We start from the raw sequence: 24,825 nt of genomic DNA on the forward strand, positions 1-24,825 counted from the left end.
GGGATCAGGGGCCCGCCCGGAACCCTCCCGGACCCGCGGGGGCATCAGCGCTGGGCGCCGCCCTCCAGCCGGCGGAACACGGTGATCTCCGGAACTTCCCCGGCTTGCGGCGTGCTCGGCCAGGTCACGGCCACCAGGTCGATCCGCCAAGGTGCGTCGGGCACGCCGGCCCGGGCCAGGAACCACTGGCCGGCCGTGACCAGCCGGCGGAACTTGCGGCCGTCCACCGATTGGGCCGGCGTGCCGAAGGACGGCTCGCCCCGGGCCGGATGGCGGCGGGATCGTACCTCCACCACCACCCACTCGCCCCCTTCCCGGCAGACCAGATCCGCCTCGCCCGCCGGGCAGCGCACGTTGCGGGCGACGATCCGGTAGCCCAGGGCGGCCAGGTGCCGGGCCGCCAGCTCTTCGGCCCGGCGCCCCAGTTCCCCGCGGTTGTCCCGCACCGGGCGGCCGCCAGGCGCCGCACCCGGCGCCTGCCCCCGGACGGGCCGCCCGCAGCCGGCCCCCAGGTCCGGGGCCGCGGCTTCGCCTTCCGGGCGCCACGGCCCGCCGGCCCCGGGCCTTGGCGGGCCTTCCGGCCCCCCGCCCTCCCCGGGCATCCCCACGGCCCCACGGCCGCCGGCTTCCCCGGGATCCCGGTCCCTTCCCGGCACCCCGCCCATCTCCGGCGGACGAACCGGCCCCGTCATCGTCCCGCCGCCCCCAGAAAGCTGCGGCGGTGTTCGGGACACGGGCCGTATCGTGCCAGGGCCCGGCGGTGGGCGGCGGTGGCATAGCCCTTGTGCTGGGCGAACCCGTAGGCGGGATACTCCCGGTCGAGCCGGCTCATCCAGGCGTCACGGTAAACCTTGGCCACCACCGAGGCGGCGGCGATGGCCGCATACCGGGCGTCGCCGTCGACCAGGGCGTCCAGGGGATACCCCAGGTCCCCCGGCGGGCGGCCGTCGACTAGCACCCGCTGGGGCATCACCGCCAGGGCGTCCAGCGCCCGGCGCATGGCCAGGCGGGTGGCATGCCAGATGTTGAGGGCATCGATCTCCTGGGGCGTCGCCAGCCCGACGGCCCAGGCCACGGCCTGCTGGCGGATGCGGGCGGCCAGTTGCTCCCGGGCGGCGGGGGTCAGGCGCTTGGAGTCATCCAGTCCCAGCAGGTGGGCACCGGCAGGCAGGATCACGGCGGCGGCCACCACCGGGCCCGCCAGGCAGCCGCGCCCCACCTCGTCGACGCCCGCCACCTGCAGGTCGCCGGCCACCTGGTCCTGGGCCGCCGCCAGCTCGGCCCACCTTGCCCGCGCCTGCTGCCAGCGCAGCCACCGTCGCCGGGCCCGCTGCAGCAGGATCCGGGCTCCCGCCCGGGGGTCGGACTCCAGCTGGCGGATCAGGGCGGGCAACTGCTCATCGTCGGCTTCGTCCAGCCGCGCCGCCAGCCGGGCCAGGGGCAACCTGCCTTCGCCAGCCCCCGGATCCCGCGCCGGCCTGCGGTCCTGGCTGCCAGCTCTCACGCCGGGCTTGCCCTCCCCATCGCCCCGCCTCCCGTCACGACCCGCCGGACCCATGTTCGCTGCATGGCCGTCCCCAGGCCATGGCCGTCTCCTTCTGTGAAAGCACTTCAGCCATATGTAACCATTTTATACAAACAATGGCTCAGTCCTGCCGCCCGGCCCGGCCCGGCGGCAGGGAGCGCGGCTTGAGGCGCCCGGCTGCCCGCCGTGCACCGGGCTCCGGTCCTTTCGGTTCCCGGAGGCCGGCCGTCACGCGCCCTGTCCCGGACCGGCCAGCATCCTGGGGTGCTCCAGGGAGAACCGGCCCAGCTCCCCGGCGCGAAAGGCCGCAACCATCACCGCGGCGGCGCAGTGGATATCGGGCTGCCCGCCCGGCCCCAGCAGGCCCCGCTGCCGCGCCACCTGCTCCAGGACCACCTGGGCCAGCGCCCGTCCATCGGCGCCCGCCGCCCCGCCACCGGCCGGGGGACGCCCGGCCGCGGGCTGCCCAGGACCCGGCCCGTGCGCGGCGGCGGGAGGCTCCCCCCCCTGACCCGGGCCGGGTGGTTCCTGCCCCGGCACGCCAGCCGGCAGCCGGGGACCCTCGACCCCCCAGCGGCCCAGGGCCTGCCGGAACGCCGGCGCGCCGCCCAGCCGCTTAAGCAAGAAGGCGGCGATCTCTTCCGGCCCCGCCAGCTCGGGGCCGACCAGCCCCAGGGCGCCCAGCACCAGCCGCCGGGTGCCGCCCAGGCGGGGCGGCAGCACGCCGGGCGTGTCCATCAGCCAGAAGGATCCCAGGTCGACCCATTGCTTGCCGCGGGTCACCCCCGGCTGGGCGCCCACCCGCGCCCGCCGCCGCCCCGCCAGGCTGTTCAGCAGGGTCGACTTGCCCACGTTGGGCAGGCCCGCCACCAGCACCCGCGGCTTGAAGGCCGCCGGCGCCCGGGCCAGCCGCCGCCGCAGCCGGCTCACCAGCCGGGCGTCGCCCGGTCCCTCGCCCACGTAGGGCTCGATGCCCTGGGACGAAAACCAGTCGACCCAGGCCCGGGTGGTGGCGGGATCGGCCAGGTCACCCCGGGACAGGACCAGCAGGTGCAGCCGGCCCTCCATGAGGGCGGCCAGCTGGGGGGAACGGGAGGTAAAGGGGGCCCGGGCATCCGCCACTTCGACCACGGCGTCCACCGCCTCCAGGTAGCGCCGTACCTGGCGCAGCGCCCGGGCCATATGCCCCTTCAGTGCACCGCCCTCGGCCACCCCAACCCCCCCCTTCCCGGGACCGGAGGAAGCGCCCCTGGGGCTCCCTCCCGTCTTCGGGTCCGAACACCGTCCCGGCGGCGGCTTGCCCCCTCTGGGCGCCCCTCGCCGGTCCAGCGCACCCCGCGCCCGTGCCGGGAACACACCCCGTGCCCGGAGGGGACCCCATGCCCGGGCCGGTGCCCCGCCGGCCGGCGCGGCCCGTATCGCGGGGGCCGTGACCCCGCCGGGCCCGGGGCCTTACGGCCCGGAGATCGGCCGCTCCGCGCCCCGGGGCCGGGCACCCGCTTCAGGGGTGGGGAACCAGCCCCGCCTCCGCCGGCGGCCAGTACACCAGCCAGGCCTTGCCGATGATGTCCCGCATGGGCACCGTCCACCCGCTGCGGCTGTCATCGGAGTGGGGGCGGTTGTCCCCCAGCACGAAGACGTGGCCCGGCGGCACCGTGGTGGGCGGGTAGAAGTCCTCGCCCGCCTGTTTCAGATAGGGTTCCTCCAGCGGGCGTCCGTCGACGTAGACCTGTCCCTGGCGGATCTCCACCGTCTCGCCCGGCAGGCCGATCACCCGCTTGACGAAATCCCGGGCCGGATCCAGAGGATAGCGGAAGACGACGATGTCAAAGCGCTGGGGCGGGTGCCAGCGGTAGGTCAACTTGTCCACCAGCAGGCGCTCGCCGTCGTGCAGGGTAGGCTCCATGGAGATGCCGTCCACCAGAAAGGATTCGATGACGAACCCGCGAATGACCAGCGCCAGCACCAGCGCCACCAGCAAGGTCTGCACGACCTCGCGGGCGGCGCCTCCCCGCGACGCCACCTGGGGGGTCACTCCTCTCCGCCCGCCCCCGGCCCTGCACCGGGGGATGCCAGGACTGGACGGCCAAAACGAGAAAAGGACTGGATACCCAGTCCCTGGATGAACCGGCCGCCGCGGCGACCGTTACCGCTTCTCCTTGATCCGCGCCGCCTTGCCCCGCAGCTGGCGCAGGTAGTTGAGCCGCGCCCGCCGCACCTTGCCGCGCCGGGTCACCTCGATCCGCTCGATGGCCGGCGAGTGCAGGGGGAACACCCGCTCCACGCCGACCCCGGAGGCAATGCGCCGGACGGTGAAGGTCTCGTCCAGCCCACCCCCGCGCCGGGCGATCACCGTGCCCTCGAAGACCTGGATCCGCTCGCGGCCGCCTTCCTTCACCTTCAAGTGCACCCGCACCGTATCGCCCGGACCGAAATCGGGCACGTCCTGCTTCATGTACTCCTGCTGCAGGCTCTTGATCAGGTCCATCCTGTCTCGCTCCTTCACCCGCTTGTGAACCTGCCACCCCGTCCGCGGACCTGCCGCCCCAAGGCCGGCCCGGCGGCGCCGATCACGGCGGGATTATATCACACCGGCAGCCGGTTCCTCCCCAGCCGCGCGGCCGCCTGGGCGAGAAACCGCCGGTCCTCGGGGGTGAGTTGGGCCCTTTGCAGCAGGTCGGGCCGGCGCTCCAGGGTCCGCAGCAGCGCCTGCTCCCGCCGCCAGCGGGCCACGGCCCCGTGGTCCCCCGACAGCAGGATCTCGGGCACCGCCATGCCCCGGTACACCCGCGGGCGGGTGTACTGGGGGCCCTCCAGCAGCCCGCTGGCGAAGGAGTCCTGCTCCGCGGCACCCTCCGCCAGCACCCCGGGCAGCAGCCGGACCACGGCGTCGATCAGCACCAGCGCCGCCAGCTCGCCCCCGGTCAGGACGTAGTCGCCGATGGAGATCTCGTCGGTGACCAGGGCCTGGCGCACCCGCTCGTCCACGCCCTCGTAGTGGCCGCAGAGCAGGACCAGCCAGTGCCGGCGGGCCAGGTCGGCCGCCACCTGCTGGGTCAGGGTCCGGCCCTGGGGGGCCAGCAGGATGAACTCCACTCCCGGCCCGCGGCTGCGGGCCCCTCCGGGACCCAGCAGCTCGTCCACCGCCCGGAAGATGGGCTCGGGCTTCAGCACCATCCCCGGGCCGCCCCCGAAGGGCCGGTCGTCGGCGACGTGGTGCTTGCCCTCCGCCCAGTCCCGCAGGTCATGGACGAACAGGCGCACCGCGCCCCGCTCCCGGGCCTTGCGCATCATGCTGGTCTCCAGGGGCGCCCGCACCATCTCCGGGAACAGGGTCAGCACGTCGATGCGCACGCCACTCCTCCTTGCCGTACCGGGCCGCGGGGCCGGGATCCTCGCTAGTCCAGCAGGCCGGGCAAGTCGCCCAGGACCAGGCGCCCGCGCTCCAGGTCGACGGCCTCCACGGCCTGGCGGATGGCGGGGATCAGAAACTCCCGTCCCCCGTCCCCCTCCACCACGATGACGTCGTTGGCCGGATAGCGCAGCACATCCCGCACCTGGCCCACCTTCCGGCCGCCGGAGTCCACCACGTCGAGCCCCACCAGCTGGAAGACGTAATATCGGCCGGGCGGAAGGGGCGGCACCTGGTCCTCCGGCACCTGCAACCGCCCGCCCCGCAACGCCTCTGCCGCCGTCCGGTCGGGACAGCCGGCCAGCTTCACCCGCCAGAACCGGCCGTGGGGCCGTGCCCATTCCACCCGGTCGGCTCGCAGGGGCCCGCCGTCCGGCGGCGCCACCAGCACCTCCAGACCGGGCTGCAGGCGCCGGGGGTCGTCGCTCAGCAGGTCGACCTTGACCTCGCCACGGATGCCCCAGGGCGCCAGGACGGCAGCCAGGGTTACCGGGCGGCCGTGCCCCGCCCGTCCCCGTCCAGGATCTCCACTTCCACCCGCTTGCCGGCGCGGGCGCCCACGGCCCGGGCCACCGTGCGGATGGCGCGGGCGATGCGGCCCTGCTTGCCGATGATCTTGCCCACGTCCTCCGGGGCCACCCGCACCTCGAGGATCACCGTCTGCTCGCCCGCCACCTCGTTGACCCGCACCTGGTCGGGATCGTCCACCAGGGAGCGGACGAGAAACTCCACCAGTTCCTTCATCCTGCGTCACCTCGATCGCCTCCCGGGCCCTGGCCGCCCCGCCGCAGGAGAAAGACCCTGCTGCCGGAGCTCACCCGCAGCGCCCGCGCCCCGCGGCCGGCCCGGCGGCATCCGCCTGTCAAGCACCGGCCCGCCGCTGCTGCCACTTCTCCAGCACGCCCGTGCGCTTCAGGAGCACCCGGACCATGTCCGTGGGCTGGGCCCCCTTGCGCAGCCACTCGATGGCCTTCTCCTCGTTGATCTTGATGGTGGCCGGATCGGTGGTGGGGTTGTAGTACCCGATCTCGTCGACGAACCGGCCGTCCCGCGGCGAGCGGGCGTCGGCCACCACCACGCGGTAGAAGGGATTGTTCTTGGCGCCCATCCGGCGCAGGCGCATGCGCAGCGCCACGCAGCATCACCTCACGAAGACGCTTGGATTCGGCCCGCCCCGTCACCCGGAGGGCCGGCTGGACGGGAGCTGCCGGCAGCCCGCCGTCGCCCGCCCGACCGGCCGTGGCCTCGACCGGCCATGGACCCGGCCCCCGGTCCCGGCGGTACGGAGCCCGCTAGCGGGGGAAGGGCAGGTTGCCCAGGCCGCGCCGGCCCCGCCGGGCGGCTCCCGCCACCTGTTTCATCAGGCGCTGGGTCTCGGCGAACTGCTTGAGCAGGCGGTTGACGTCCTGCACCCGGGTACCGCTGCCCATGGCGATCCGCCGGCGGCGGCTGGCGTTGATGATCTCGGGCCGCCGCCGCTCCTCGGGGGTCATGGACTGGATGATGGCCTCGATCCGGCGCAGCTCCCGCTCGTCCACCGTCACGTCCTTGAGCCGGCCGCCCAGCCCCGGGATCATGGCCAGCAGCTGGTCCAGCGGCCCCATCTTGCGCACCTGGCGCAGCTGCTCGAGAAAGTCCTCCAGGTCGAAGGCCTGCTCCCGCAGCTTGCGCTCCAGCCGCTGGGCCTGCTGGGCGTCGAAGGCCGCCTGGGCCTTCTCGATCAGCGAGAGCACGTCGCCCATGCCCAGGATGCGGGAGGCCATGCGCTCCGGGTGGAAGGGTTCGAGCTGGTCGACCCGCTCCCCCAGCCCGGCGAACTTGATCGGCCGCCCCGTCACCGCCCGCACCGACAGGGCCGCACCGCCCCGGGCGTCGCCGTCCAGCTTGGTCAGGATGACGCCGTCGATGCCCAGGCGCCGGTGGAAGGTCTCGGCCACGTTGACGGCGTCCTGGCCGGTCATGGCGTCGACCACCAGCAGGATCTCCCGCGGTGCCACCGCCTGCCGGATGCGCTCCAGCTCCTCCATCAGGGCGTCGTCGATGTGCAGCCGGCCGGCGGTATCGATCAGCACCACATCCCGGCCCCGGCGCCGGGCCTCGGCCACCCCCTCCCGGGCGATGTCCACCGGATCGCGATCGGTGCCCGGCGCGTAGACGGGCACCTGGACCTGCTGGCCCAGAGTGACCAGCTGCTCCACCGCCGCAGGACGGTAGACGTCGGCGGCCACCAGCAGCGGCTGGCGTCCCTGGCGGGTGAGGAGCCGGGCCAGCTTGGCGGCGGTGGTCGTCTTGCCCGACCCCTGCAATCCGACCAGCATCACCACGGCCGGCAGCTCGCCGCCCAGGTCGAGCCGGGCATAATGGCCACCCATCAGCTGGGTCAGCTCGTCGTGGACGATCTTGATGACCTGCTGGGCCGGGGTCAGGCTTTCCAGGACCTCCTGGCCCACCGCCCGTTCCCGCACCCGGGCGATGAAGTCCTTGACCACCTTGAAGTTGACGTCGGCCTCCAGCAGGGCGAGGCGTACCTCCCGCAGGGCCGCCTCCACGTCGGCCTCGGTCAGCTTCCCCTTTCCGCGCAGCCGTTTGAAGACCGCCTGCAGCTTTTCCGCCAGGCCCTCGAAGGCCATGCTCACACCTCACCTCGCCGGTGCCGGCCTGGCCCGTTCCGCCCCGCCCGGGTTCGCACCGGGAGGAACGGGCCCCGCCTCCAGCTCGCGGCGCAGCACCTGCACGATGGCCAGCGCCTCTTGAAGAGGCCTCCCGGCCGGGCCACCCGTCCCGGCCGCCGCCGCGGCAGCACCCAGAGCGGCCTCCAGGCGGTCCAGGTGGCCGGCCGCCCGCTGCCGCCACGCCCCCAGCCCCAGGACGCCTTCCGTTTCCTCCAGCAAGGCCTCGCTGCGCCGCAACAGGTCGTGCACCGCCTGGCGGGAGATGCCCAGGTGCTCGGCCACCTCCCCCAGGGAGAGGTCCTGCCAGTGGTACAGCTCGAAGACATCCTGCTGGCGGGGTGTGAGCAGCCCCCGGTAGAGGTCGTAGAGGCGGTGCAGGCGCAAGGTCCGCTCCAGGGGCTCCAGCGCAGCGGCCGCCCCTTCGCCCGGTCCCGGCCTGCCGCCGCCGGCCCCTTCCCCGGCGCCTGCCCGTGCCGGGCCCGCCGCCGGCGGTGCCGGCTCCGCCGGTCCGGCGCCCCCGGCGGCCGCCGGGTTCGTCCCGCCGGTGGATCGGGGCCTGCGGCCCGGAGCCCTGGCGTCGGGCATGATCGCGCCTCCTCGTCGACCTGGGCCGATCCGGTGGCTGCACCGCCCGCCATGGTACGCCACCCCGGGCAGCGTGTCAAGCAAAAATCCTTGACACATCCCCGGCAGGTGGCAGGCCTGAAAGAGCCGTGAGGCCGTGAGGCCGCCCCCGCCGGAATAAAGGGCGCCGGACCGCACCGGGCGCCGCCCGTCGGGTGCGGGGCCGCGCCGGCAGCCAGGTTTCTTTCCTCGAGCCCTCAGGCCCCCGCGCCGGCCGGCGTGCCCTCGAAGAGGGCCCGGGTGAACTCGCCCGGGTCGAAGGGCGCCAGGTCGTCGGCCCCCTCGCCGGTACCCACCCACTTCACCGGCAGCCGCAACTGGTCGGCGATGGCCACCACCATGCCGCCCCGCGCCGTTCCGTCCAGCTTGGTCAGGACGATGCCGGTCACGCCCACGGCCTCGGTGAAGTGCCGTGCCTGGGCCAGGGCGTTCTGGCCCGTGGTGGCGTCCAGCACCAGCAGCACCTCATGGGGCGCCGTGGGATCCAGGCGCTGCAGGACCCGTTGCGTCTTGCGGAGTTCTTCCATCAGGTTGACCCGGGTATGCAGCCGGCCGGCCGTGTCGACCAGCAGCACGTCGGCACCCCGGGCCTGGGCCGCCTGCAGGGCGTCGAAGGCCACCGCCGCCGGATCGGCTCCCGGGTGCTGGCGCACCAGGTCGGCCCCCGCCCGCTGGCACCAGCGCTCCAGCTGGTCGATGGCCGCGGCGCGGAAGGTGTCGGCCGCCCCCACCACCACCTTCCACCCCTCCTGGCGATACCGGGCCGCCAGCTTGCCCACGGTGGTGGTCTTGCCGCTGCCGTTGACCCCGACCACCAGGATCACCAGGGGACCGGGGCCCCGGCCCGGCGCCGCGGGCGGCGCGGCCACCGCTTCCAGCATGCCCCGCATCTCCTCGGCCAGGAGTCCCGGCACGGCGGCGGCATCCCGCACCCCCTCCGCCCGCACCCGCTCCCGCAGCCGCTCCAGCAGCCGCTGGGTGGTGGCCACCCCCACGTCGGCGGTGATCAGCACGGCCTCCAGCTCTTCAAACAGGGCTTCATCCAGGGCCGCGCCCTGGACCACGGCCCGGATCCGGCCGGCCAGCTGCTCCCGGGTCCGGGCCAGGCCCGCCTTGAGCTTGCTCCAGATCACGGTCCGACCTTCCTCTCTGAAGAGGCGTTCAATCCCCCGCGACCTCCATGGCTCCCTGGCGGGTCGCACCCGCGGGGCTCGGGCCTCGACCCGCCTCCTCCCGGCCGGGGGCGGTCCCGCCGGCCTGCTCCTCGGCACCGGCCGGCCGGCGGGCTTCCCTCTCGCTCCCGGCCGCACCGGGGACCGTCCCGCGCCCTTCGCCCTCGCCCGCGGCGGCCACCTCGGCCAGGCGCACCGACACCACCCGCGACACCCCCGACTCGGGCATGGTCACCCCGTAGAGGGTATCCGCAGCGGCCATGGTCCCCTTCTGGTGGGTGATCACGATGAACTGCGTGCCGCTGAACCGCCGCAGGTAACGGGCGAACCGCTCCACGTTGCGGTCGTCCAGGGCGGCGTCGATCTCGTCCAGCAGGCAGAAGGGCGTGGGCTTCACCCGGATCAGCGCCAGCAGGAGGGCGATGGCGGTCAGGGCCCGCTCGCCGCCCGAGAGCAGCGAGAGGTGCTGCAGCTTCTTGCCCGGCGGCTGCGCCACCACCTGGACCCCGGCCTCCAGGGCATCCCCCTCGCCCAGGATCAGGTCGGCGTGGCCACCGCCGAAGAGCTCCCGGAACACCTGGCGGAACTCCGCCCGCAGCCGCTCGTAGGTCACCCGGAAGATGCGCTCCATCTCCCGGTCCATCTCGGCCAGGACGGCGCGCAGCGCCTCGCGGGCCTGCTGCAGGTCGCGGTACTGGCGCTCCAGGAAGGCGTACCGCTGGCAAACCCGCTCGTGTTCCTCCACCGCCGCCAGGTTGACCTCGCCCAGGGCCGCCATGCGCCGCCGCAGCTCGGCCACCCGCCGCTCCCCCTCCTGCCAGCCTGCCGGGGGTTCGTCGGGCACCTCCTGGACGCCGAAGTCCTCGGCCAGCCGGGCGACCAGCCGGTCCCGCTCGCTCTCCAGCCGGGCCGCCTCCACCTCCAGCCGCCGCAGCTCGTCCGACAGCCGGTCCAGCTCGGCCCGGGCGGCCACCGACTCCCCTTCCACCGCGTCCAGCCGGGCCGCCAGCCGGGCCCGGGCCTCCCGGGCTTCGGCCAGCGCCTGGCGGCAGGCGGCCACCCGGGCCTCGCCCTCGGCCACCGCCTCCTGGAGCCGCTGCCGCTGGGCGGCCACCTCCGCCTGTTCCCGGGCCAGCTGGGCCGCCTCCTCCCGGCGCCGGTCTTCGTCCAGTTCCAGGCGCCGGGCCTCCTGGCGCGCCCGCTCCAGCTGCTCGGCCAGAAGCCTCCCCTCCCGGGTGAGGCCCTCCACCCGGGCCGTGGCCCGAGCCAGGTCGCCGGTCACCTGGTCCCGCCGGGCCCGGGCCTGCTGAAGGGCCGTTTCCGCTGCAGCCACCGCCGCGGCGGCCTCCCGGGCCCGGGCCTCGGCCGCTTCCACCTGGTCCGGCGCCGGCCCGCCGCCGTCCCTGGCCGGGACCGCCAGTTCCTCCAGCTCGGACTGCACGTCGGCCATGGTGCGCCCCAGCCGCTGACGTTGCTGGGCGGCGGCCTGGCGCTGCTGCTCCAGCCGGGCCCGGCTCACCGCCCCCTGCTGCCGCTGCTGGCGCGCGGCCTCCAAATCCGCAGCGGCCCGGGCGGCCGCGTCCTCCGCCCTGCGGCGGCGGTCTTCCACCTGCTCCAGGGCCCCGGCCAGCTGCTGGACCCGCTGCCGCAGGGCCTCCACCTGGCGCCGCCGGGCCAGAAGGCCGGCGGACTCCTGCCGGCGGCTGTCATGGCCGCCGGTCATGGCGCCGCCGGGATGGATCACGTCGCCTTCCAGGGTGACGATCCGGTACCGGTAGCCGCTGGCCGCCGCCAGCCGGCGGGCTGCGGGCAGGTCTTCCGCGATCAGGATCCGGCCCAGCAGGTTGGCCAGGGCGGGCCGCAGGGCGGGATCGAACCGGACCGCGTCGATGCCCCAGGCCACAGCGCCCGGCTGGCGGTCCAGACGGCGATCGGCATCGGCCGGGGCCGAGGGACGGATGGTGTCCAGGGGCAGGAAGGTGGCCCGCCCGGCCCGGGCACGCTTCAGCGCCTCGATGGCCGCCTCGGCCCCCGCCGCCGTCCGCGTGATCAGGTGCTGCAGGGCCGGCCCCAAGGCGACCTCCACCGCCCGCTCCAGGCGCGGCTCCACCTGGATCAGTTCCGCGACGGCGCCGATGACCTCCCGGTACGCCGGATCGCCCCCATCCCGGCCGGCCAGCACGGCCCGGACGCCGGCAAAGAAGCCCTCGTGCTCCCGTTCCATCTCCTCCAGCACCCGCAGCCGGGACGAGGCCTCCCCCGCCTGCTGGCGCAGCTGCTGGGCCTCCCGGCCCGCAGCCCGGGCCTCCGCCTGGGCCGCCTCCAGGGCGCGGCGCGCCGCCTCCTCCCGGCGGGCGGCCTCCGCGGCGGCCGCCGCCAGGCGCTCCAGCTCCGCCTCGACGGCGGCCTCCTCCTCGGCCAGGCGCCGGGCCTCGGCTTCGAGCCCCTCCAGGCGCTGGCGCAGGCGCTCGGCCCGCTGGGCGGCCTGGGCCTGCTCCCGCTGGCGGGCCTGCTGCTCGTTGCGCAGCCGGCTGAGTTCCTGCAAGGCCTCCAGGTGCGCCTCTCGGGCCGCGGCCAGCGCCTCTTCCGCCCGGGCCACGGCCGCCCCCGCTTCCGCCACCGCGGACCGGGCTTCCTGCTCCGCCTGCCGTGTCGCCTCCAGCTCGGCCAGCAGGGCCTGGTGACGGCGGGCAGCCTCCTCGGCACCCGCGGTCCCGGCCTGGCGCTGGGCCGCCAGTTCCTCTGCCCGCCGGCCCAGCTCCTGCTCCCGGCTCGCCAGCTGGGCGGCCCGCTCATCCAGCACCGCCAGGCGGGTGCGCACCGCCTCCAGGGCCCGCTCGGCCTCGGCCAGGGCCGCCTGGGCCGCCTCCACCTGCTGCTCCTGGTGCCGGACCTGGGCGCGCAGGTCGTCCCGGGCCGCCCCGGCCTCCTCCAGCCGGCGGCGGGCGGCGGCCACCTGCTGCCGCACGGCCTCAAGCCGCCGGGCATGGTCCGCCAGGCGCCGCTGGGCCTGGACGGCCTGCGCCGTGACCATGCGGGCCTCCAGGTCGACCAGCTCGTCCCGCCACTGCCGGTAGAGGTGGGCCCGGCGGGCCTGCTCCGTCAGGCCGTCCAGGCGGTCTTCCAGCTCGCGCAGGATGTCCCCCAGGCGGAGCAGGCGGTGCTCGGCGTCTTCCAGCCGGCGCAGCGCCTCCTTCTTGCGCACCTTGAAGCGGGTGATGCCCGCCGCCTCCTCCAGCAGCCCGCGGCGGTCCTCGTCCCGGGCGCTGAGGATCTCGTCGATCTTGCCCTGCCCCACCACCGAGTAGGCTTCCCGGCCGATGGCGGTGTCGTAGAGCAGTTCCTGCACGTCCCGCAGGCGCACCCGCTGCCCGTTGAGCAGGTAGTCGCTGCCCCCGGCCCGGTCGACCCGCCGCGCCACCGTCACCTCGGTGTAGTCGATGGGCAGCCGGCCGTCCTCGTTGTCCAGGACCAGCACCACCTCGGCCAGCCCCACTCCCTTGCGGGTGGCCGTACCGGCGAAGATCACGTCCTCCATCCTGCTGCCGCGCAGCTGGCGGGCGCTCTGCTCCCCCAGGACCCAGCGCACGGCGTCGACCAGGTTGCTCTTGCCGCTGCCGTTGGGGCCGACGATGGCCGTGATCCCCGGGCCGAACTCCAGCCGCGTGCGGTCGGCGAAGGACTTGAACCCGTAAAGCTCCAGCCGTTTCAGGTACATGGCCGCCTCCCGACAGAAAAAAACCTGCCGTGGCACCGGGTCCAACGGGCAGGTCGTAGGACGAACCCGGCCCCGGGCGCGCCCCCGGGGCACCGGGCGATGGCTAGCGGGGCTCGATGATGAACTTGATGGCCGTACGCTGCTGGCCGTCGATCTCGATGTCGGCAAAGGCCGGGATCACCACGAGGTCGATGCCGTTGGGCGCCACGTACCCCCGGGTGATGGCGATGGCCTTGACCGCCTGGTTGACGGCCCCCGCCCCGATAGCCTGCACCTCCGCGGCGCCGTCTTCCCGCAGCACCGCCGCCAGCGCCCCGGCAACCGCCTTGGGCCGCGAGTTGGCCGAGACCCTCAGCACCTGCACCACGGCGACTCCTCCCCCAGAGTGAGCCATGGAAACGGCTGTGCTTGAACGGATGCAACGCAGGCGACCCTCGTCGCAGGCAGGTCTCGGAGGATGTTTCGGCGGGATGGGAGGGGGTTCCTTCCGCCGCTCCGGCGGCAGCGGACCGAAAGGCGCTGCACCGTACCGGGTCCGGCCCGGCACCGGACGCCGGTGGTTCGGGGCCGGCAGCGGGCTGCAGGGCCCGCCGGCGGGGCGAGGGCCGGTGCCCGGTGCCGGAGCGGAGGTGCCGGCTCCAGGTCAGGCGGTCCCCTCCCGCTCCGGGGCGGCGGCCCCGGGGCCGGCCGGCTCTTCCAGCCCGGCCAGGGCCATGCGGGCCGCTTCCCGCTCGGCCACCTTCTTGCTCCGCCCGACGGCCTGGGCCAGGGGCCGGCCGCCCACCCGCACTTCCACGGTGTAGCGCGGGTCGTGCTCGGGGCCGGCCGCACCGACGACCCGGTAGGTGGGCTCCCCCAGGCCCAGGCGGCGGGACAGCTCCTGCAGGGCCGTCTTGGGGTCGTCACAAGCCCCTGAGCTCTCCGCCAGGCGCCGGATGTCGTCGCCCAGGGTGCGCAGGATGAAGGCCCGGGCGCCCTCCAGCCCCTCCTGCAGGTAGACCGCGGCCACCATGGCCTCGTAGGCGTCGGCCAGCACCGAGGGCCGCTGCCGGCCTCCCGTGGCCTCCTCGCCCCGCCCCAGGCGCAACAGTTCCCCCAGGCCCAGGCGCTGCGCCGTGGCGGCCAGGGTCTCGGCCCGGACCACCGCCGCCCGCAGCTTGCTGAGCTCCCCTTCCGGCCGCTGGGGGTAGGTGCGGAAGATGTAGTCCGTCACGCAAAGATTGAGCACGGCGTCCCCCAGGAATTCCAGCCGCTCGTTGTCGGGCCCGGCCGTATCGGGATGCTCGGCCCGGTAGGAGGCGTGGGTCAGCGCCTCCAGGAAGGGCTCGGGCCGGGCCGGCGCCACCCCCGTCAAGGCGGCCACGGCCTCCACCCAGCCCGGGTCCCCTGCCCGCGGGAACCGGGTCTCTCTGCCGTCCGCCCGCGCCGCCCCCGCGGGGGGCGCCTGCCCTCCCCCAGGGAAGGGCTCGCCGGCCAGCGCCGGCCCGGCCGGGGCGGTGGACCCATCCTGCGGGCGATCAAGCGCCACGTTCCTCCGCCCCCGCCTCGTAGCGCCGGAAGGCCAGGCACGCGTTCTGGCCCCCGAAGCCGAAGGAGTTGGACAGCGCCACGCGGATGGCCCGGGGCCGGGCCCGGTTGGGCACGTAGTCCAGGTCGCACTCCGGGTCGGGATCGTCCAGGTTGATGGTGGGCGGCAGCACGCCGTCCCGCAGGGCCAGGACGGTGAGGATGGACTCCACCGCTCCCGCCGCGCCCAGAAGGTGGCCCGTCATGGACTTGGTGGAGCTGACCGCCAGCCGGTAGGCGTGATCCCCAAAGACCCGCTTGATGGCCTGGGTCTCCGCCACGTCCCCCTGGGGCGTGGAGGTCCCGTGGGCGTTGATGTAGTCCACGTCCCCCGGGTCGACGCCGGCGTCGGCCATGGCCGCCTCCATGGCCCGCGCCCCGCCTTCCCCGCCCGGGGCGGGCTGGGTGATGTGGTGGGCGTCGGCCGTCGTGCCGTAGCCGATGATCTCGGCATAGATGCGGGCGCCCCGCTTCCGGGCATGCTCCAGGGTTTCCAGGATCAGGGCCCCCGCCCCCTCCGCCATGACGAACCCGTCGCGGCCGCGATCAAAGGGCCGGGACGCGGCCTCCGGCGCATCGTTGCGGGTGGAGAGGGCCTTCATGGCGCAGAACCCGGCCAGTCCCAGGGGCACGATGGCCGCCTCGGCACCGCCGGTGATCATCACGTCGGCCTCGCCCCGCTGGAGGATCCGGAAAGCCTCGCCCACGGCGTGGGCCGAGGCCGCACAGGCCGTCACCAGGGTGCTGTTGGGCCCGCGGGCACCGTAGCGGATGGCCACCTGGCCGGCCGCCATGTTGGCGATCATCATGGGGATGAAGAAGGGGCTGACCCGGTCCGGGCCCCGCTCGGCCATCACCGCGGCCTGTTCCACGAAGGTCTCGATGCCGCCGATGCCCGTCCCCATCACCACGCCCAGCCGCCGCCCGTCCATGGCTGCCGGGTCGATGCCGGCGTCCGCCAGGGCCATGGCCACACTGGCCATGGCGAACTGGGTGAAGCGGTCCATGCGCCGGGCTTCCTTGCGGTCGATGAAGGCGGTGGGATCGAAGTCGGGCACCTCGCCCGCAATCTGGGATGGGAAGGGAGACGGGTCGAACCGGCTGATGCGCCGGATCCCGGAGCGGCCGGCCAGGACCCCCTCCCACAGGGCCTCCACGCCGACGCCCAGGGGCGTGACGGCCCCGACACCGGTGATCACCACGCGGTGCCGCATAAAGGCTCCTCCACTCCTTTCCGGCCGGCGGGCGCCCCGCCCGCGCGGGGCGGGGCGCTCCGGCCGCCGCGGGAATGCGACCCGGCGCGGTCACTTGTGGGACTCGATGTACTGGATCGCATCCCCTACGGTGGCGATCTTCTCTGCATCCTCGTCGGGGATCTCCAGGTCGAACTCCTCTTCGAGGGCCATGATCAGCTCCACGATGTCCAGCGAGTCCGCGCCCAGATCCTCGATGAACCGGGCTTCGGGCGTCACGCTGGCTTCATCGACCCCCAGCTGCTCCACGATGATGGCCTTGACCCGCTGGAAAAGGGCCTCGTCCGCCATGTTGCCACCTCCTTTCCCCTCCCCGGTGCCGGGGGCACCGCAGCCCGGCGGGCCGGCCCGGACGGGCGCCGCTGCCGGCGCCGCGGTGCGCGGGGCCGGGCTCCCGGCCGGCTCACCCCAGGGACAGGCCGCCGTCCACCACCAGCACCTGTCCGGTGATGTAGGCGGCCGCATCGGAAGCCAGAAAAACGGCGGCGTGAGCGACGTCTTCCGGCGTGCCCAGCCGCCCCAGGGCGATGCGCTGGGCGAGGGCGTCCCGGTACTCCGGCGCCAGCTCGCCCGTCATGTCGGTGGCGATCAGGCCCGGGGCGATGGCGTTGACGGTGATGCCGCGGGACCCCAGCTCCCGGGCCAGGGCCTTGGTCAGGCCCACGACCCCCGCCTTGGCCGCCACGTAATTGGCCTGGCCGGCGTTGCCGGTCAGGCCCACCACCGACGTGATGTTGATGATCCGCCCCGAGCGCTGCCGCAGCATGACCCGCGCCGCCGCCTTGCAGGTGAAGAACAGGCTGCGCAGGTTGGTGTTCAGCACCTCGTCCCACTGTTCCGGCTTCATCCGCAGGATCAGGCCGTCCCGGGTGATGCCGGCGTTGTTGACCAGGATGTCCAGGCGCCCGCCGAAGGCATCGGCCGCCTGCTCCACCAGGCGCGTGGCCTGATCCCCGTCGGCCACGTCCGCCTGGAAGGCCACGGCTTCGCCGCCCCGCTCTCGGATCGCGGCGACCACCTCCTCGGCGGCGGCCGCCGAGGACCGGTAGTTGAGGGCGACCCGGGCCCCCGCCGCGGCCAGCGCCTCCGCGATGGCCCGCCCGATGCCGCGGGAGCCACCCGTCACCAGGGCCGTCCGGCGATCAAGGTTCATGCTAGCAAACCCCCTTCCGGACGGGCAACCAGCGCCAGGATTTCCTCCGCAGTGCTGGCGGCGACGGCCTCCAGGTGCTTGTCGATGCGCCGGGCGAAACCCGTGAGGGTCTTGCCGGGCCCCATCTCCACCAGCCGCGTGATCCCTTCCCGCTGCATCCGGCGCACCGACTGCTCCCAGCGCACGGGGTGGTCAACCTGCTGGACCAAAAGCTCCCGGATCCGCTCCGGGTCCGTCACCGGCTCGGCCGTCACGTTGGCCACCACCGGGATGCGGGCCGGCCGGAAGGGCACCTCCGCCAGGACGCCGGCCAGCCGCCGGGCGGCCGGTTCCATCAGCCGGCAGTGGAAGGGCGCGCTGACGGGCAGGAGCACCGCCCGGCGGGCCCCGGCCGCCCGGGCCCGCTCCACCGCCGCCTCCACGGCGGCCCGCTGGCCGGCCACCACGATCTGGCCGGGACAATTGTAGTTGGCGGGTTCCACCACCCCGGCGCCCGCGTCCATCACCTGGCGGCAGATGTCCTCCACGGTGCCGGCCTCCAGGCCCAGCAGGGCGGCCATGGCCCCTTCGCCCGGCGGGACCGCCTCCTGCATGAACTTGCCCCGCAACCGCACCACCCGGGCCGCATCGGCCAGCTCCAGCACCCCCGCCGCCACCAGGGCCCCGTACTCGCCCAGGGAGAGGCCTGCCGCCATGGCGGGCTCCAGCCCGCGGGCGGCCAGCACCCGCCAGCAGGCAACGCCCACCGCCAGCAAGGCGGGCTGCTGGAACTCGGTCAGCTGCAGCTGGTCCTCCGGGCCTTCGAAGCAGAGACGGGCCACGTCGAAGCCGGCGGCGGCCGAAGCCTCCGCGAAGACCTCCCGGGCCTCGGGGAACTGCTCGTAGAGGTCCTTGCCCATGCCCACGTACTGGGCGCCCTGGCCGGGGAACACCACGGCGGTGCCGCTCATGGCGCCTGCTCACCCCCCGGGGCCGGTCCGCCCCCGGCCCCGCCGGCCGCGGCCACCGCCGCCGGATCCAGGGCGGCCCGGGCTGCGGGTGGAGCGCCGGCCGGCCGGGCCGGGTTCGTCCCGTCCAGCCGCGCCCGGCCCCGGGCCGCCTGCTCGCGAATCCAGGCGGGCAGGCCGTACTCGGGCTGCCGGCCCGGCATCTCCAGCGGCCGGGCCGCGAGCCGGTCATAGCCCCAGCGGACGACGGCGGCCCCCCAGGTCAGGCCGCCGCCGAAGGCGACCAGCAGCACCGTCTGCCCTGCGCGCACGCGGCCTGCGGACAGGGCCTCGTCCAGGGCCACGGGGATGGAAGCCGCCGAGGTGTTGCCGTAGCGGTCGATGTTCACCACCACCCGGTCCAGGGGAAGGTCGAACCGCCGGGCCGACGATTCGATGATGCGGTAGTTGGCCTGGTGGGGTATGTACAGGTCCACGTCCTCAAAGCGCAGGCCGGCCTGGGCCAGGGCGGCCTGGGCGGCGTCCCCCATGGTCTTGACCGCGAACTTGAAGACCTCCCGGCCGTTCATCTGCACGTAGTGGAGGCCCCGGGCCACGGTCTCGGGCGACGCCGGGAGGCGCGACCCGCCGGCCGGCTGCTTGAGCAGGTCTCCCCCCGAGCCGTCGGCGCCCAGGTAGAGGCCCAGGATGCCCTCGCCGGGAGCCGCCGGGCGCAAGACCGCCGCGCCCGCGCCGTCACCCAGCAGCACACAGGTGCGCCGGTCGCTCCAGTCGATGATCTTGGACAGGGTCTCGGCCCCCACCACCAGCACGGTGTCGTAGAGGCCCGCCGCCACGAACTGGGCTCCCGCCGCCAGGGCATAAACGAATCCCGAGCAGGCCGCTTCCAGGTCGAACCCGGCCGCGCGCGTGGCGCCCAGGCGGTCCTGCAGCAGGCAGGCCGTCGACGGGAAGGGCATGTCCGGCGTCACCGTGGCGACGATGATCAGGTCCACCTGCTCCGGGCGGACCTGGGCCTCCTCCAGGGCCCGCCGGGCTGCCACCTCCGCCAGGTCGGACGTGGCGGTGTCCGGATCGGCCACCCGCCGCTGGCGGATCCCCGTGCGGGTGCGGATCCATTCGTCGTCCGTCTCCACCACCTCAGCCAGGTGGTCGTTGGTCACCACCACCGGCGGCACGCAGGCGCCGATGCCGGCGATGGTCACCCCTCTACCGGCCGCGACCAAGGGCTTCACCGTCCTCCTTGCCGATGGACTCGCCGATGCGGTGGAGCAGGCGTCCCTGGCACGCCTTCACCGCCACCCCGATGCCGTTGGCCAGGGCCCGGGCGTCCGACGAGCCATGACACTTGAACACCAGGCCGTCAAGGCCCAGGAAGAGCGCCGCGCCGTACTCGCCGTAATCCAGCCGCCGCCGCACGCCCAGGAGGACGGGGCGCAGCAGCAGGGCGGCGACCCGGGCGAGAGGCCGGCGCGCCACCTCGGCCTTGAGCAGCTTCCAGCAGGCCTCTCCTGTACCCTCCATGGCCTTGAGGGCGACGTTGCCGGTAAAACCGTCGCAAACCACCACATCCGCCTTGCCGGCGAAGAGCTCGCGGGCCTCCACGTTGCCGGCGAAGGGGAGCCCGCTGGAGGCCAGGCGCTCATAGGTCTCGCGGTAGAGCCGGTTCCCCTTGCCGGCCTCGCTGCCGATGTTCAGCAGGGCCACCCGCGGGGAGGGCCGCTCCAGCACCTCCCGCGCATAGACGGCACCCATGACGGCGTACTGGACCAGCTGCTCGGGATCGGCTTCCGCACTGGCGCCCAGATCCAGCATGAGGAAACCGCGGCCGTCCAGGGTGGGCAGCACGGCGGCCAGGGCCGGGCGGGCCACCCCCGGCAGGGTCCCCAGCATGAGCTTGCCGGCGGCCATCAGGGCACCGGTGCTGCCCGCCGAGACGAAGGCGTCGGCCTCCCCCTCCCGCAGCAGGCGCATGCCCACGGCGATGGACGAGTCCTGCTTGCGCCGCAGGGCCGCCACCGGCGAATCGCCGGCCTCGATCACCTGGGAGGCGTGGACGATCCGGCCGGGCGGCGGCGAGCCTGCACCCTGGCGGCGCAGTTCCGCCGCCACCCGCTCCTGGGGGCCCAGCCAGAGGATGTCCACCGGCCACCGGGCCGCGGCGGCCAGGCCGGCCGCCACGGGCACCGAGGGCGCGCCGTCGCCGCCCATGACGTCCACGGCCACCCGCCACCGGCGCGGCATCCCCGGATCCGTCCCCGTCACGGCTCCACCTCCCCTCGCCCGTCACCGGAGCCGGCGCCGCCCGCAGCTTCCGCCCCAGACTTCCGGGGCCCGGCCGCGCGGGGTCCTGCCCCCGGACCTGCCAGCACCTGGACGACGAACTTGCCCCGGAAGACCGTCTCGTCGCCGGCCCGGGTCTGCACCAGCACCACCGGTTCCCCGTCCCGCCGGTGGCGCAGCACCACCGCCCTGGCGACCAGGCGCTGCCCGACCTGGACGGGCTTCTTGTATTTGATGTTGGCGACGGAGATGCAGGCCAGCTCGGCATCCACCACGGCCAGGGCCAGGGAGTCGGCCTGGGCCAGGATGTACTGGCTGCGGACCAGGCGGGTGCGGGCGAAGGCCATCTCGGGGGTGGTCTCGAGGATGGAGATGCCGAACTTGCCCAGCTCCAGGTCGACCAGCTCGCCCACGATCTCCTGGAGGGGCAGGGCGCGGACGCGGCCGTGGACCCGTTCCGCCACAGCCCGCACCCGCTCCCGCACCGCCGGAATCCCCAGGCGCATGCGGTCCAGGCGGATGGTGGCCACGCTGACGTGAAAGCGCTCGGCCAGTTCCTCGTCGGTCAGGAAGGGGTTCTCCTGGAGAACCTGCACCAGCCGGGCCTGCCGCGTGGCGCGGGAGTCGCGACCGCCGGCGGATCCGGGCAGCCCGCGACGCGGGGACCCGGCCGGGGTCTCCGGCGGCGACCCGGACGGACCGGAGGGCACGGTCAAGTTCAGGGGCGGTCGCGTATTTCCCACCTGGTCATAACCTCCGGTGTTAAGACCTGCCCTTATAACCCGGACAAAACTACCGCCAGTATACGCGAGGCCACCCGCCGTGCCAAGCCGGGAAATGGCTTCCAGGCCGCGCCCCCATGGCAACCCGGGCTCGGCCACGCGGGCGCGGCCACCCCACGCGAAAACAAAAACCGGATGGCCCCACCGGCCCATCCGGCTTCACCCTCGCAACCGGGGCCCAGGCCGCCCGCGGCACCGGCCACGATCCTGGGCCCGTCCGGCGTCAGGATGCCTCGTCAGGATTCCTTCTGCACCGCCACCCGGCCGTCGTAGTAGCCGCAGTTGGGGCACACCCGGTGCGGCCGCTTGGGCTGGTGGCACTGCGGGCACTCCACCACCGCCGGGGCCGACAGCTTCCAGTGGGTCCGCCGCTTGTCCCGGCGGGACTTGGACGTCTTATGCTTCGGAACCGCCATGATCCCCTTCCTCCCCCTTGCCGTGCTCGCGCAACCACTGGTCCAGGGCCGCCAGCCGGGGGTCCAGGTCCTCGTCCCGGCAGTCGCAGGGCCCTTCGTTCAGGTTCTTGCCGCAGCGGGGACAGAGGCCGCGGCACCCCCACCGGCAAAGCTGCTTGGCGGGCACCGCCAGGATCAGGTTCTGGCGGATCCCCTCCCGCAGGTCCACCTGGTGGTTGTCGTAGTAGGCCACCCGCGTGTCGCCCGCATCCTCGGGCTCGTCCCCGGCGCCGGCACCCGGCGGCCGGGGCAGGAACTCCTCCTCGTAGCGGGTGTGCAGGTTCGCCTCGAAGGAGTCGAGACAGCGATCGCAGGTCAGCCGGGCCCGGGCGGCCAGGTCCGCTTCCAGCCAGATGCGGCCCTCGCCCGTGTGGGTCAGCCGGTAATGCAACCGGATGGGCCCATGGGCGGCGATGTCGCCGCCCGGCACGGAAATGGGCTCGATGGGCGCCACCACGGTGCCCGTCGACTGCAGCCCGCGCTGCCGGGTCAGGGCTTCCACGTCGATGACCAGCGGATCGGCCATGTTCCTCGTCCCTCGCTACACAACGGGATCATTATAGAAAGGCGCGGCAGGGGTGTCAAAAGACCGCTCCGCCCGGTACTGCCGGTCCCCAGGGCCGGCGGTTCCCGGGGCGGAGGCAGGCCCTGCCGGTTCCCCCTTCATCGCGTTGCGCTGGCCCTTCAGTCACACGGCGGGCCCTGGCCCCCCTGCTGGCAAAGCCAGGCCACGGCGGCCGCCAGGGTCGATACCCGCACCACCATGGGCGCGCTGCCCGGTGCCGGGCCGGGCGCCCGAGCCGGCACGAACAGCACGTCCAGGCCCGCCCTGGCCGCCGCCCGCCACTTCTGCTCCACCCCTTCCACGGGCCCTACCCGGCCGTCGGGAGATAGGGTGCCCGTGGCGCCCACCCGGCGCCCGCCGGCCAGGTCCCCGGGAGCAAGGGCGTCCACCGCCGCCAGGCCCAGGGCCAGGCCCCCGGAGGGACCGGCAATGGCCGGGGGGAGGGGGAACCCGGCCACCGTACCGGGTTCCACCCCCATGAGCCCCGCGGCCGCAGCGGCGGCCGCCTCCTTGCTGGCGGCCAGGGCGGCGCGCTGGGCGGCCATCACCTCGTCCAGGGAATCCCCGCCCAGGGCCCGGGCCGTGACCAGGCTGCGCGCGGGATCGCGCAGCACCGTCCAGGCGTCGCCCAGCCGGGCGGGGCGGGCCGCCACGGTGACCAGCCAGAAGGGGGTCGTCACCACCGGGCGCGTGCCTGGGGGGCGCACCACTTGCACGGGCACCGGCACGGCCAGGCCAGGCTCCACCACAAGCCAGGGGGTGGGCAGGCGTGCCGCCCCAAACCCCAGCAACCCCGCCGCGACCAGGACGGCCAGAAACCGCCCCAGCCTGGGGACGGGCCGCGGCACCGGCGCGGGTCCCGCCGGGCCGGGCCCCGCCGGCGCCGGCCGCGGGTGGCCTGCCGGGCCGCCGGCGACGCCCCCTCCCCCACCGGCACGGCCCTGCCCGCCCCCGGGACCGGCCGGCCTCGCGCCACCACCGCCTGCCCCCGGGCCGGAGACGCCAGGCGGCCCGGCACGCCCGCCGGGCTCCCGGCCGCTGCCCTCCCGTTGCCGGCCGGGCCTGGCCGGGGTTCGGCCCCTTGGCCACGGCCTCCCGTCCACCCTCGCGTCGCCTCCCTCTGCAGCCGCCGCCTCTGTTCCGCCCGTATGCGCCATCCGGGCCGGTCCCGCCCCGGGCCCGGGGCACCCCGGTATACCGCCTCCGGGCCGTCCATATACATGCTGGTGCGCCCCACCCCGTGGCATGCCCGGGCCTCTTGCCGGAGGAACCCGCGGCACCCCGGCCGCCGTGCCGGTGCGCCGCCCTCCCGGAGGTACCGCGGCGGCGGTTGCGTCCCGGTGCCCGGGCGCCGGGGAGTGGGGCGGGTCCGGTGCGGGGGAATGCCCGTGCGCGAGTCACCCCTTACCCATTTGCTGGTGGCCGCCGTGGTGGGCCTGGTGCTCGCCATGGTGGTGTATCCCGAGACGGCCTTCGCGGCCGCCGTGGCCGGACTCAAGGTCTGGTGGGACGTGGTCTTCCCGGCCCTGCTGCCCTTCTTCATCGGCACCCAGATCCTCATGGCCCTTGGCGTGGTCCACTTCATGGGCGTCCTGATGGAGCCCTTCATGCGCCCCCTGTTCAACGTCCCCGGCACGGGGGCCTTCGTGGTGGCCGTCGGCCTGGCCAGCGGCTATCCCCTGGGTGCGGTGATCACCGCCCGGATGCGCCGGCAGGGGCTGCTCAGCAAGACCGAGGCCGAGCGGCTCATGAGCTTCAGCAACACCGCCGACCCGCTGTTCATGGCAGGGGCCGTGGCCGTGGGCATGTTCGGCACGGCGTCCGTGGCGGGCCCCATCATGGCGGGCCACTATCTGGGCGCGCTGGCCACCGGCCTGGCCCTGCGCTTCTGGCGCGGCGGCGGCGACCGCAGCGAAGCCCTGGACGGGGAGGAAGGGTGGCTGCTGGCCCGGGCCTGGCGCGCCATGGTCCGCGCCCGCCGGGAAGACGGCCGCCCCTTCGGCCAGGTGCTGGGGGACGCGGTCCGCGATTCCATCAATACGCTGCTTCTTGTGGGCGGGCTGATCATCCTGATGTCGGTGGTGATCCAGGTGCTGGACCGGGCCGGCATCCTGACCGCCGTCGGCGGCCTGTTCCTCCTGGTCCTGCACCCCCTGGGCCTGGATCCTTCCCTGACCCGGTCCCTGATCAGCGGCCTGTTCGAATTGACCCTGGGCACCCAGGCCGCCGCCCAGGCCCCGGCTCCCCTCTTCGACCGCCTGGTCATCGCCGGCGCCGTCATCGCCTGGAGCGGGCTTTCCGTCCACGCCCAGGTGGCGGCCATCATCCAGGGCACCGGCTTGAGCATCGGCCCCTACATCGCGGCGCGGGCCTTCCATGCCGTCGCCGCCGGGGCCCTGACCGCCTTGTGGATGGCCTGGTTTCCCGTGGCCGCGCCCGCCTTCCTGCCGGCCCTGGCCTGGGCGGCGCCGGGCCCCCTGCCGTGGCTGGGCCGGCTGGTGGCGGGAGCCTTCCACTTCCTGGTGGCGGTGGGCGCCCTGGCTGCCGTGGCAGCGGTGACCCAGCTGTTGCGCGCCCGCGCCGCGTCGGGCTTGCGCTGACGACCGGGGGCCGCAGGGAGCCCCGCCGGCCCCCTCCGGCCACGGCCGCGCCGGTACGGCGAATGCGCCATGGCTGCACCGGCGTGGCCGCCCAGCCG

Annotated in this window: 26 protein-coding genes; 1 reads left to right on the plus strand and 25 read right to left on the minus strand. The window is 74.7% G+C overall.

All coding sequences use genetic code 11. The annotated features are described in order from the left end of the window. Positions 1–44: 44 nt before the first annotated feature. The 25 genes from ACZ5T9_RS09080 to ACZ5T9_RS09200 form a co-directional block, all read right to left on the minus strand. Complete coding sequence (locus tag ACZ5T9_RS09080) at positions 45–446, minus strand: YraN family protein (RefSeq protein ID WP_464832717.1); 402 nt, start codon at positions 444–446, stop codon at positions 45–47. A 242-nt stretch (positions 447–688) separates the two neighbouring features. Then, positions 689–1,504: a ribonuclease HII gene (locus ACZ5T9_RS09085; protein WP_464832719.1), complete on the minus strand. Its 816-nt coding sequence runs from the start codon at positions 1,502–1,504 to the stop codon at positions 689–691. Positions 1,505–1,753: 249 nt separating this feature from the next. Next, complete coding sequence (locus ACZ5T9_RS09090; RefSeq protein ID WP_464832721.1) at positions 1,754–2,737, minus strand: YlqF/YawG family GTPase; 984 nt, start codon at positions 2,735–2,737, stop codon at positions 1,754–1,756. A gap of 289 nt (positions 2,738–3,026) precedes the next feature. Then, positions 3,027–3,548, minus strand: coding sequence for a signal peptidase I (lepB, locus tag ACZ5T9_RS09095; RefSeq protein ID WP_006904988.1), 522 nt, complete (start codon positions 3,546–3,548; stop codon positions 3,027–3,029). A gap of 123 nt (positions 3,549–3,671) precedes the next feature. Next, positions 3,672–4,013, minus strand: coding sequence for a 50S ribosomal protein L19 (gene rplS / locus ACZ5T9_RS09100; RefSeq protein WP_006904989.1), 342 nt, complete (start codon positions 4,011–4,013; stop codon positions 3,672–3,674). 98 nt (positions 4,014–4,111) lie between these two features. Next, entirely contained in the window at positions 4,112–4,879 is a 768-nt protein-coding gene (gene trmD, locus ACZ5T9_RS09105; protein ID WP_464832724.1) for a tRNA (guanosine(37)-N1)-methyltransferase TrmD, read from the minus strand. Between the two features lie 44 nt (positions 4,880–4,923). Beyond that, entirely contained in the window at positions 4,924–5,421 is a 498-nt protein-coding gene (gene rimM / locus ACZ5T9_RS09110; protein ID WP_040827851.1) for a ribosome maturation factor RimM, read from the minus strand. A 2-nt stretch (positions 5,422–5,423) separates the two neighbouring features. Beyond that, entirely contained in the window at positions 5,424–5,681 is a 258-nt protein-coding gene (locus ACZ5T9_RS09115; RefSeq protein WP_006904992.1) for a KH domain-containing protein, read from the minus strand. A 118-nt stretch (positions 5,682–5,799) separates the two neighbouring features. Next, complete coding sequence (gene rpsP / locus ACZ5T9_RS09120) at positions 5,800–6,072, minus strand: 30S ribosomal protein S16 (protein WP_006904993.1); 273 nt, start codon at positions 6,070–6,072, stop codon at positions 5,800–5,802. 157 nt (positions 6,073–6,229) lie between these two features. After that, positions 6,230–7,567 carry a signal recognition particle protein gene (gene ffh / locus ACZ5T9_RS09125; RefSeq protein WP_464832727.1) on the minus strand — a complete coding sequence of 446 codons (1,338 nt, stop codon included), beginning with the start codon at positions 7,565–7,567 and terminating at the stop codon, positions 6,230–6,232. 9 nt (positions 7,568–7,576) lie between these two features. Continuing rightward, the gene (locus tag ACZ5T9_RS09130; protein ID WP_464832729.1) at positions 7,577–8,194 is read right to left on the minus strand and encodes a sigma factor-like helix-turn-helix DNA-binding protein; all 618 of its coding nucleotides are present in this window, start codon (positions 8,192–8,194) and stop codon (positions 7,577–7,579) included. Between the two features lie 236 nt (positions 8,195–8,430). After that, complete coding sequence (gene ftsY / locus ACZ5T9_RS09135) at positions 8,431–9,366, minus strand: signal recognition particle-docking protein FtsY (RefSeq protein WP_006904996.1); 936 nt, start codon at positions 9,364–9,366, stop codon at positions 8,431–8,433. Between the two features lie 28 nt (positions 9,367–9,394). Next, positions 9,395–13,123, minus strand: coding sequence for a chromosome segregation protein SMC (gene smc / locus ACZ5T9_RS09140; protein ID WP_464832732.1), 3,729 nt, complete (start codon positions 13,121–13,123; stop codon positions 9,395–9,397). A gap of 103 nt (positions 13,124–13,226) precedes the next feature. Further along, positions 13,227–13,487, minus strand: coding sequence for a stage V sporulation protein S (locus tag ACZ5T9_RS09145; protein ID WP_040827856.1), 261 nt, complete (start codon positions 13,485–13,487; stop codon positions 13,227–13,229). A gap of 279 nt (positions 13,488–13,766) precedes the next feature. After that, positions 13,767–14,651: a ribonuclease III gene (gene rnc / locus ACZ5T9_RS09150; RefSeq protein ID WP_464832734.1), complete on the minus strand. Its 885-nt coding sequence runs from the start codon at positions 14,649–14,651 to the stop codon at positions 13,767–13,769. Continuing rightward, positions 14,641–15,903, minus strand: a complete 1,263-nt coding sequence (gene fabF / locus ACZ5T9_RS09155; protein WP_006905000.1) for a beta-ketoacyl-ACP synthase II — start codon at positions 15,901–15,903, stop codon at positions 14,641–14,643. The genes rnc and fabF overlap by 11 nt, the downstream gene beginning before the upstream one ends. Before the next feature lie 90 nt (positions 15,904–15,993). Continuing rightward, positions 15,994–16,233: an acyl carrier protein gene (gene acpP, locus ACZ5T9_RS09160; RefSeq protein ID WP_006905001.1), complete on the minus strand. Its 240-nt coding sequence runs from the start codon at positions 16,231–16,233 to the stop codon at positions 15,994–15,996. 112 nt (positions 16,234–16,345) lie between these two features. Next, positions 16,346–17,095 carry a 3-oxoacyl-[acyl-carrier-protein] reductase gene (fabG, locus tag ACZ5T9_RS09165; RefSeq protein ID WP_464832737.1) on the minus strand — a complete coding sequence of 250 codons (750 nt, stop codon included), beginning with the start codon at positions 17,093–17,095 and terminating at the stop codon, positions 16,346–16,348. After that, the gene (gene fabD / locus ACZ5T9_RS09170; protein ID WP_464832739.1) at positions 17,092–18,045 is read right to left on the minus strand and encodes an ACP S-malonyltransferase; all 954 of its coding nucleotides are present in this window, start codon (positions 18,043–18,045) and stop codon (positions 17,092–17,094) included. Before fabD ends, fabG begins: the two co-directional genes overlap by 4 nt. Next, the gene (locus ACZ5T9_RS09175) at positions 18,042–19,277 is read right to left on the minus strand and encodes a beta-ketoacyl-ACP synthase III (protein ID WP_464832741.1); all 1,236 of its coding nucleotides are present in this window, start codon (positions 19,275–19,277) and stop codon (positions 18,042–18,044) included. Before ACZ5T9_RS09175 ends, fabD begins: the two co-directional genes overlap by 4 nt. Beyond that, a complete protein-coding gene (gene plsX / locus ACZ5T9_RS09180; protein ID WP_464832743.1) occupies positions 19,252–20,307 on the minus strand; it encodes a phosphate acyltransferase PlsX in 1,056 nt (351 codons plus the stop codon). The genes ACZ5T9_RS09175 and plsX overlap by 26 nt, the downstream gene beginning before the upstream one ends. Then, the gene (gene fapR, locus ACZ5T9_RS09185; RefSeq protein WP_242823410.1) at positions 20,304–20,921 is read right to left on the minus strand and encodes a transcription factor FapR; all 618 of its coding nucleotides are present in this window, start codon (positions 20,919–20,921) and stop codon (positions 20,304–20,306) included. The genes plsX and fapR overlap by 4 nt, the downstream gene beginning before the upstream one ends. 422 nt (positions 20,922–21,343) lie before the next feature. Beyond that, the gene (gene rpmF / locus ACZ5T9_RS09190; RefSeq protein WP_006905007.1) at positions 21,344–21,523 is read right to left on the minus strand and encodes a 50S ribosomal protein L32; all 180 of its coding nucleotides are present in this window, start codon (positions 21,521–21,523) and stop codon (positions 21,344–21,346) included. Continuing rightward, on the minus strand, positions 21,504–22,088 hold the full coding sequence (locus ACZ5T9_RS09195) for a YceD family protein (RefSeq protein WP_006905008.1): 585 nt from the start codon (positions 22,086–22,088) through the stop codon (positions 21,504–21,506). Before ACZ5T9_RS09195 ends, rpmF begins: the two co-directional genes overlap by 20 nt. Positions 22,089–22,246: 158 nt before the next feature. After that, positions 22,247–22,975, minus strand: a complete 729-nt coding sequence (locus ACZ5T9_RS09200; RefSeq protein WP_006905009.1) for a S16 family serine protease — start codon at positions 22,973–22,975, stop codon at positions 22,247–22,249. Between the two features lie 534 nt (positions 22,976–23,509). On the opposite strand from ACZ5T9_RS09200, the gene ylbJ reads away from it, so the two are divergent. Then, positions 23,510–24,727 carry a sporulation integral membrane protein YlbJ gene (ylbJ, locus tag ACZ5T9_RS09205; protein ID WP_464832746.1) on the plus strand — a complete coding sequence of 406 codons (1,218 nt, stop codon included), beginning with the start codon at positions 23,510–23,512 and terminating at the stop codon, positions 24,725–24,727. The last annotated feature ends 98 nt before the right edge of the window (positions 24,728–24,825 follow it).

This window comes from Thermaerobacter nagasakiensis (genome assembly GCF_055396825.1).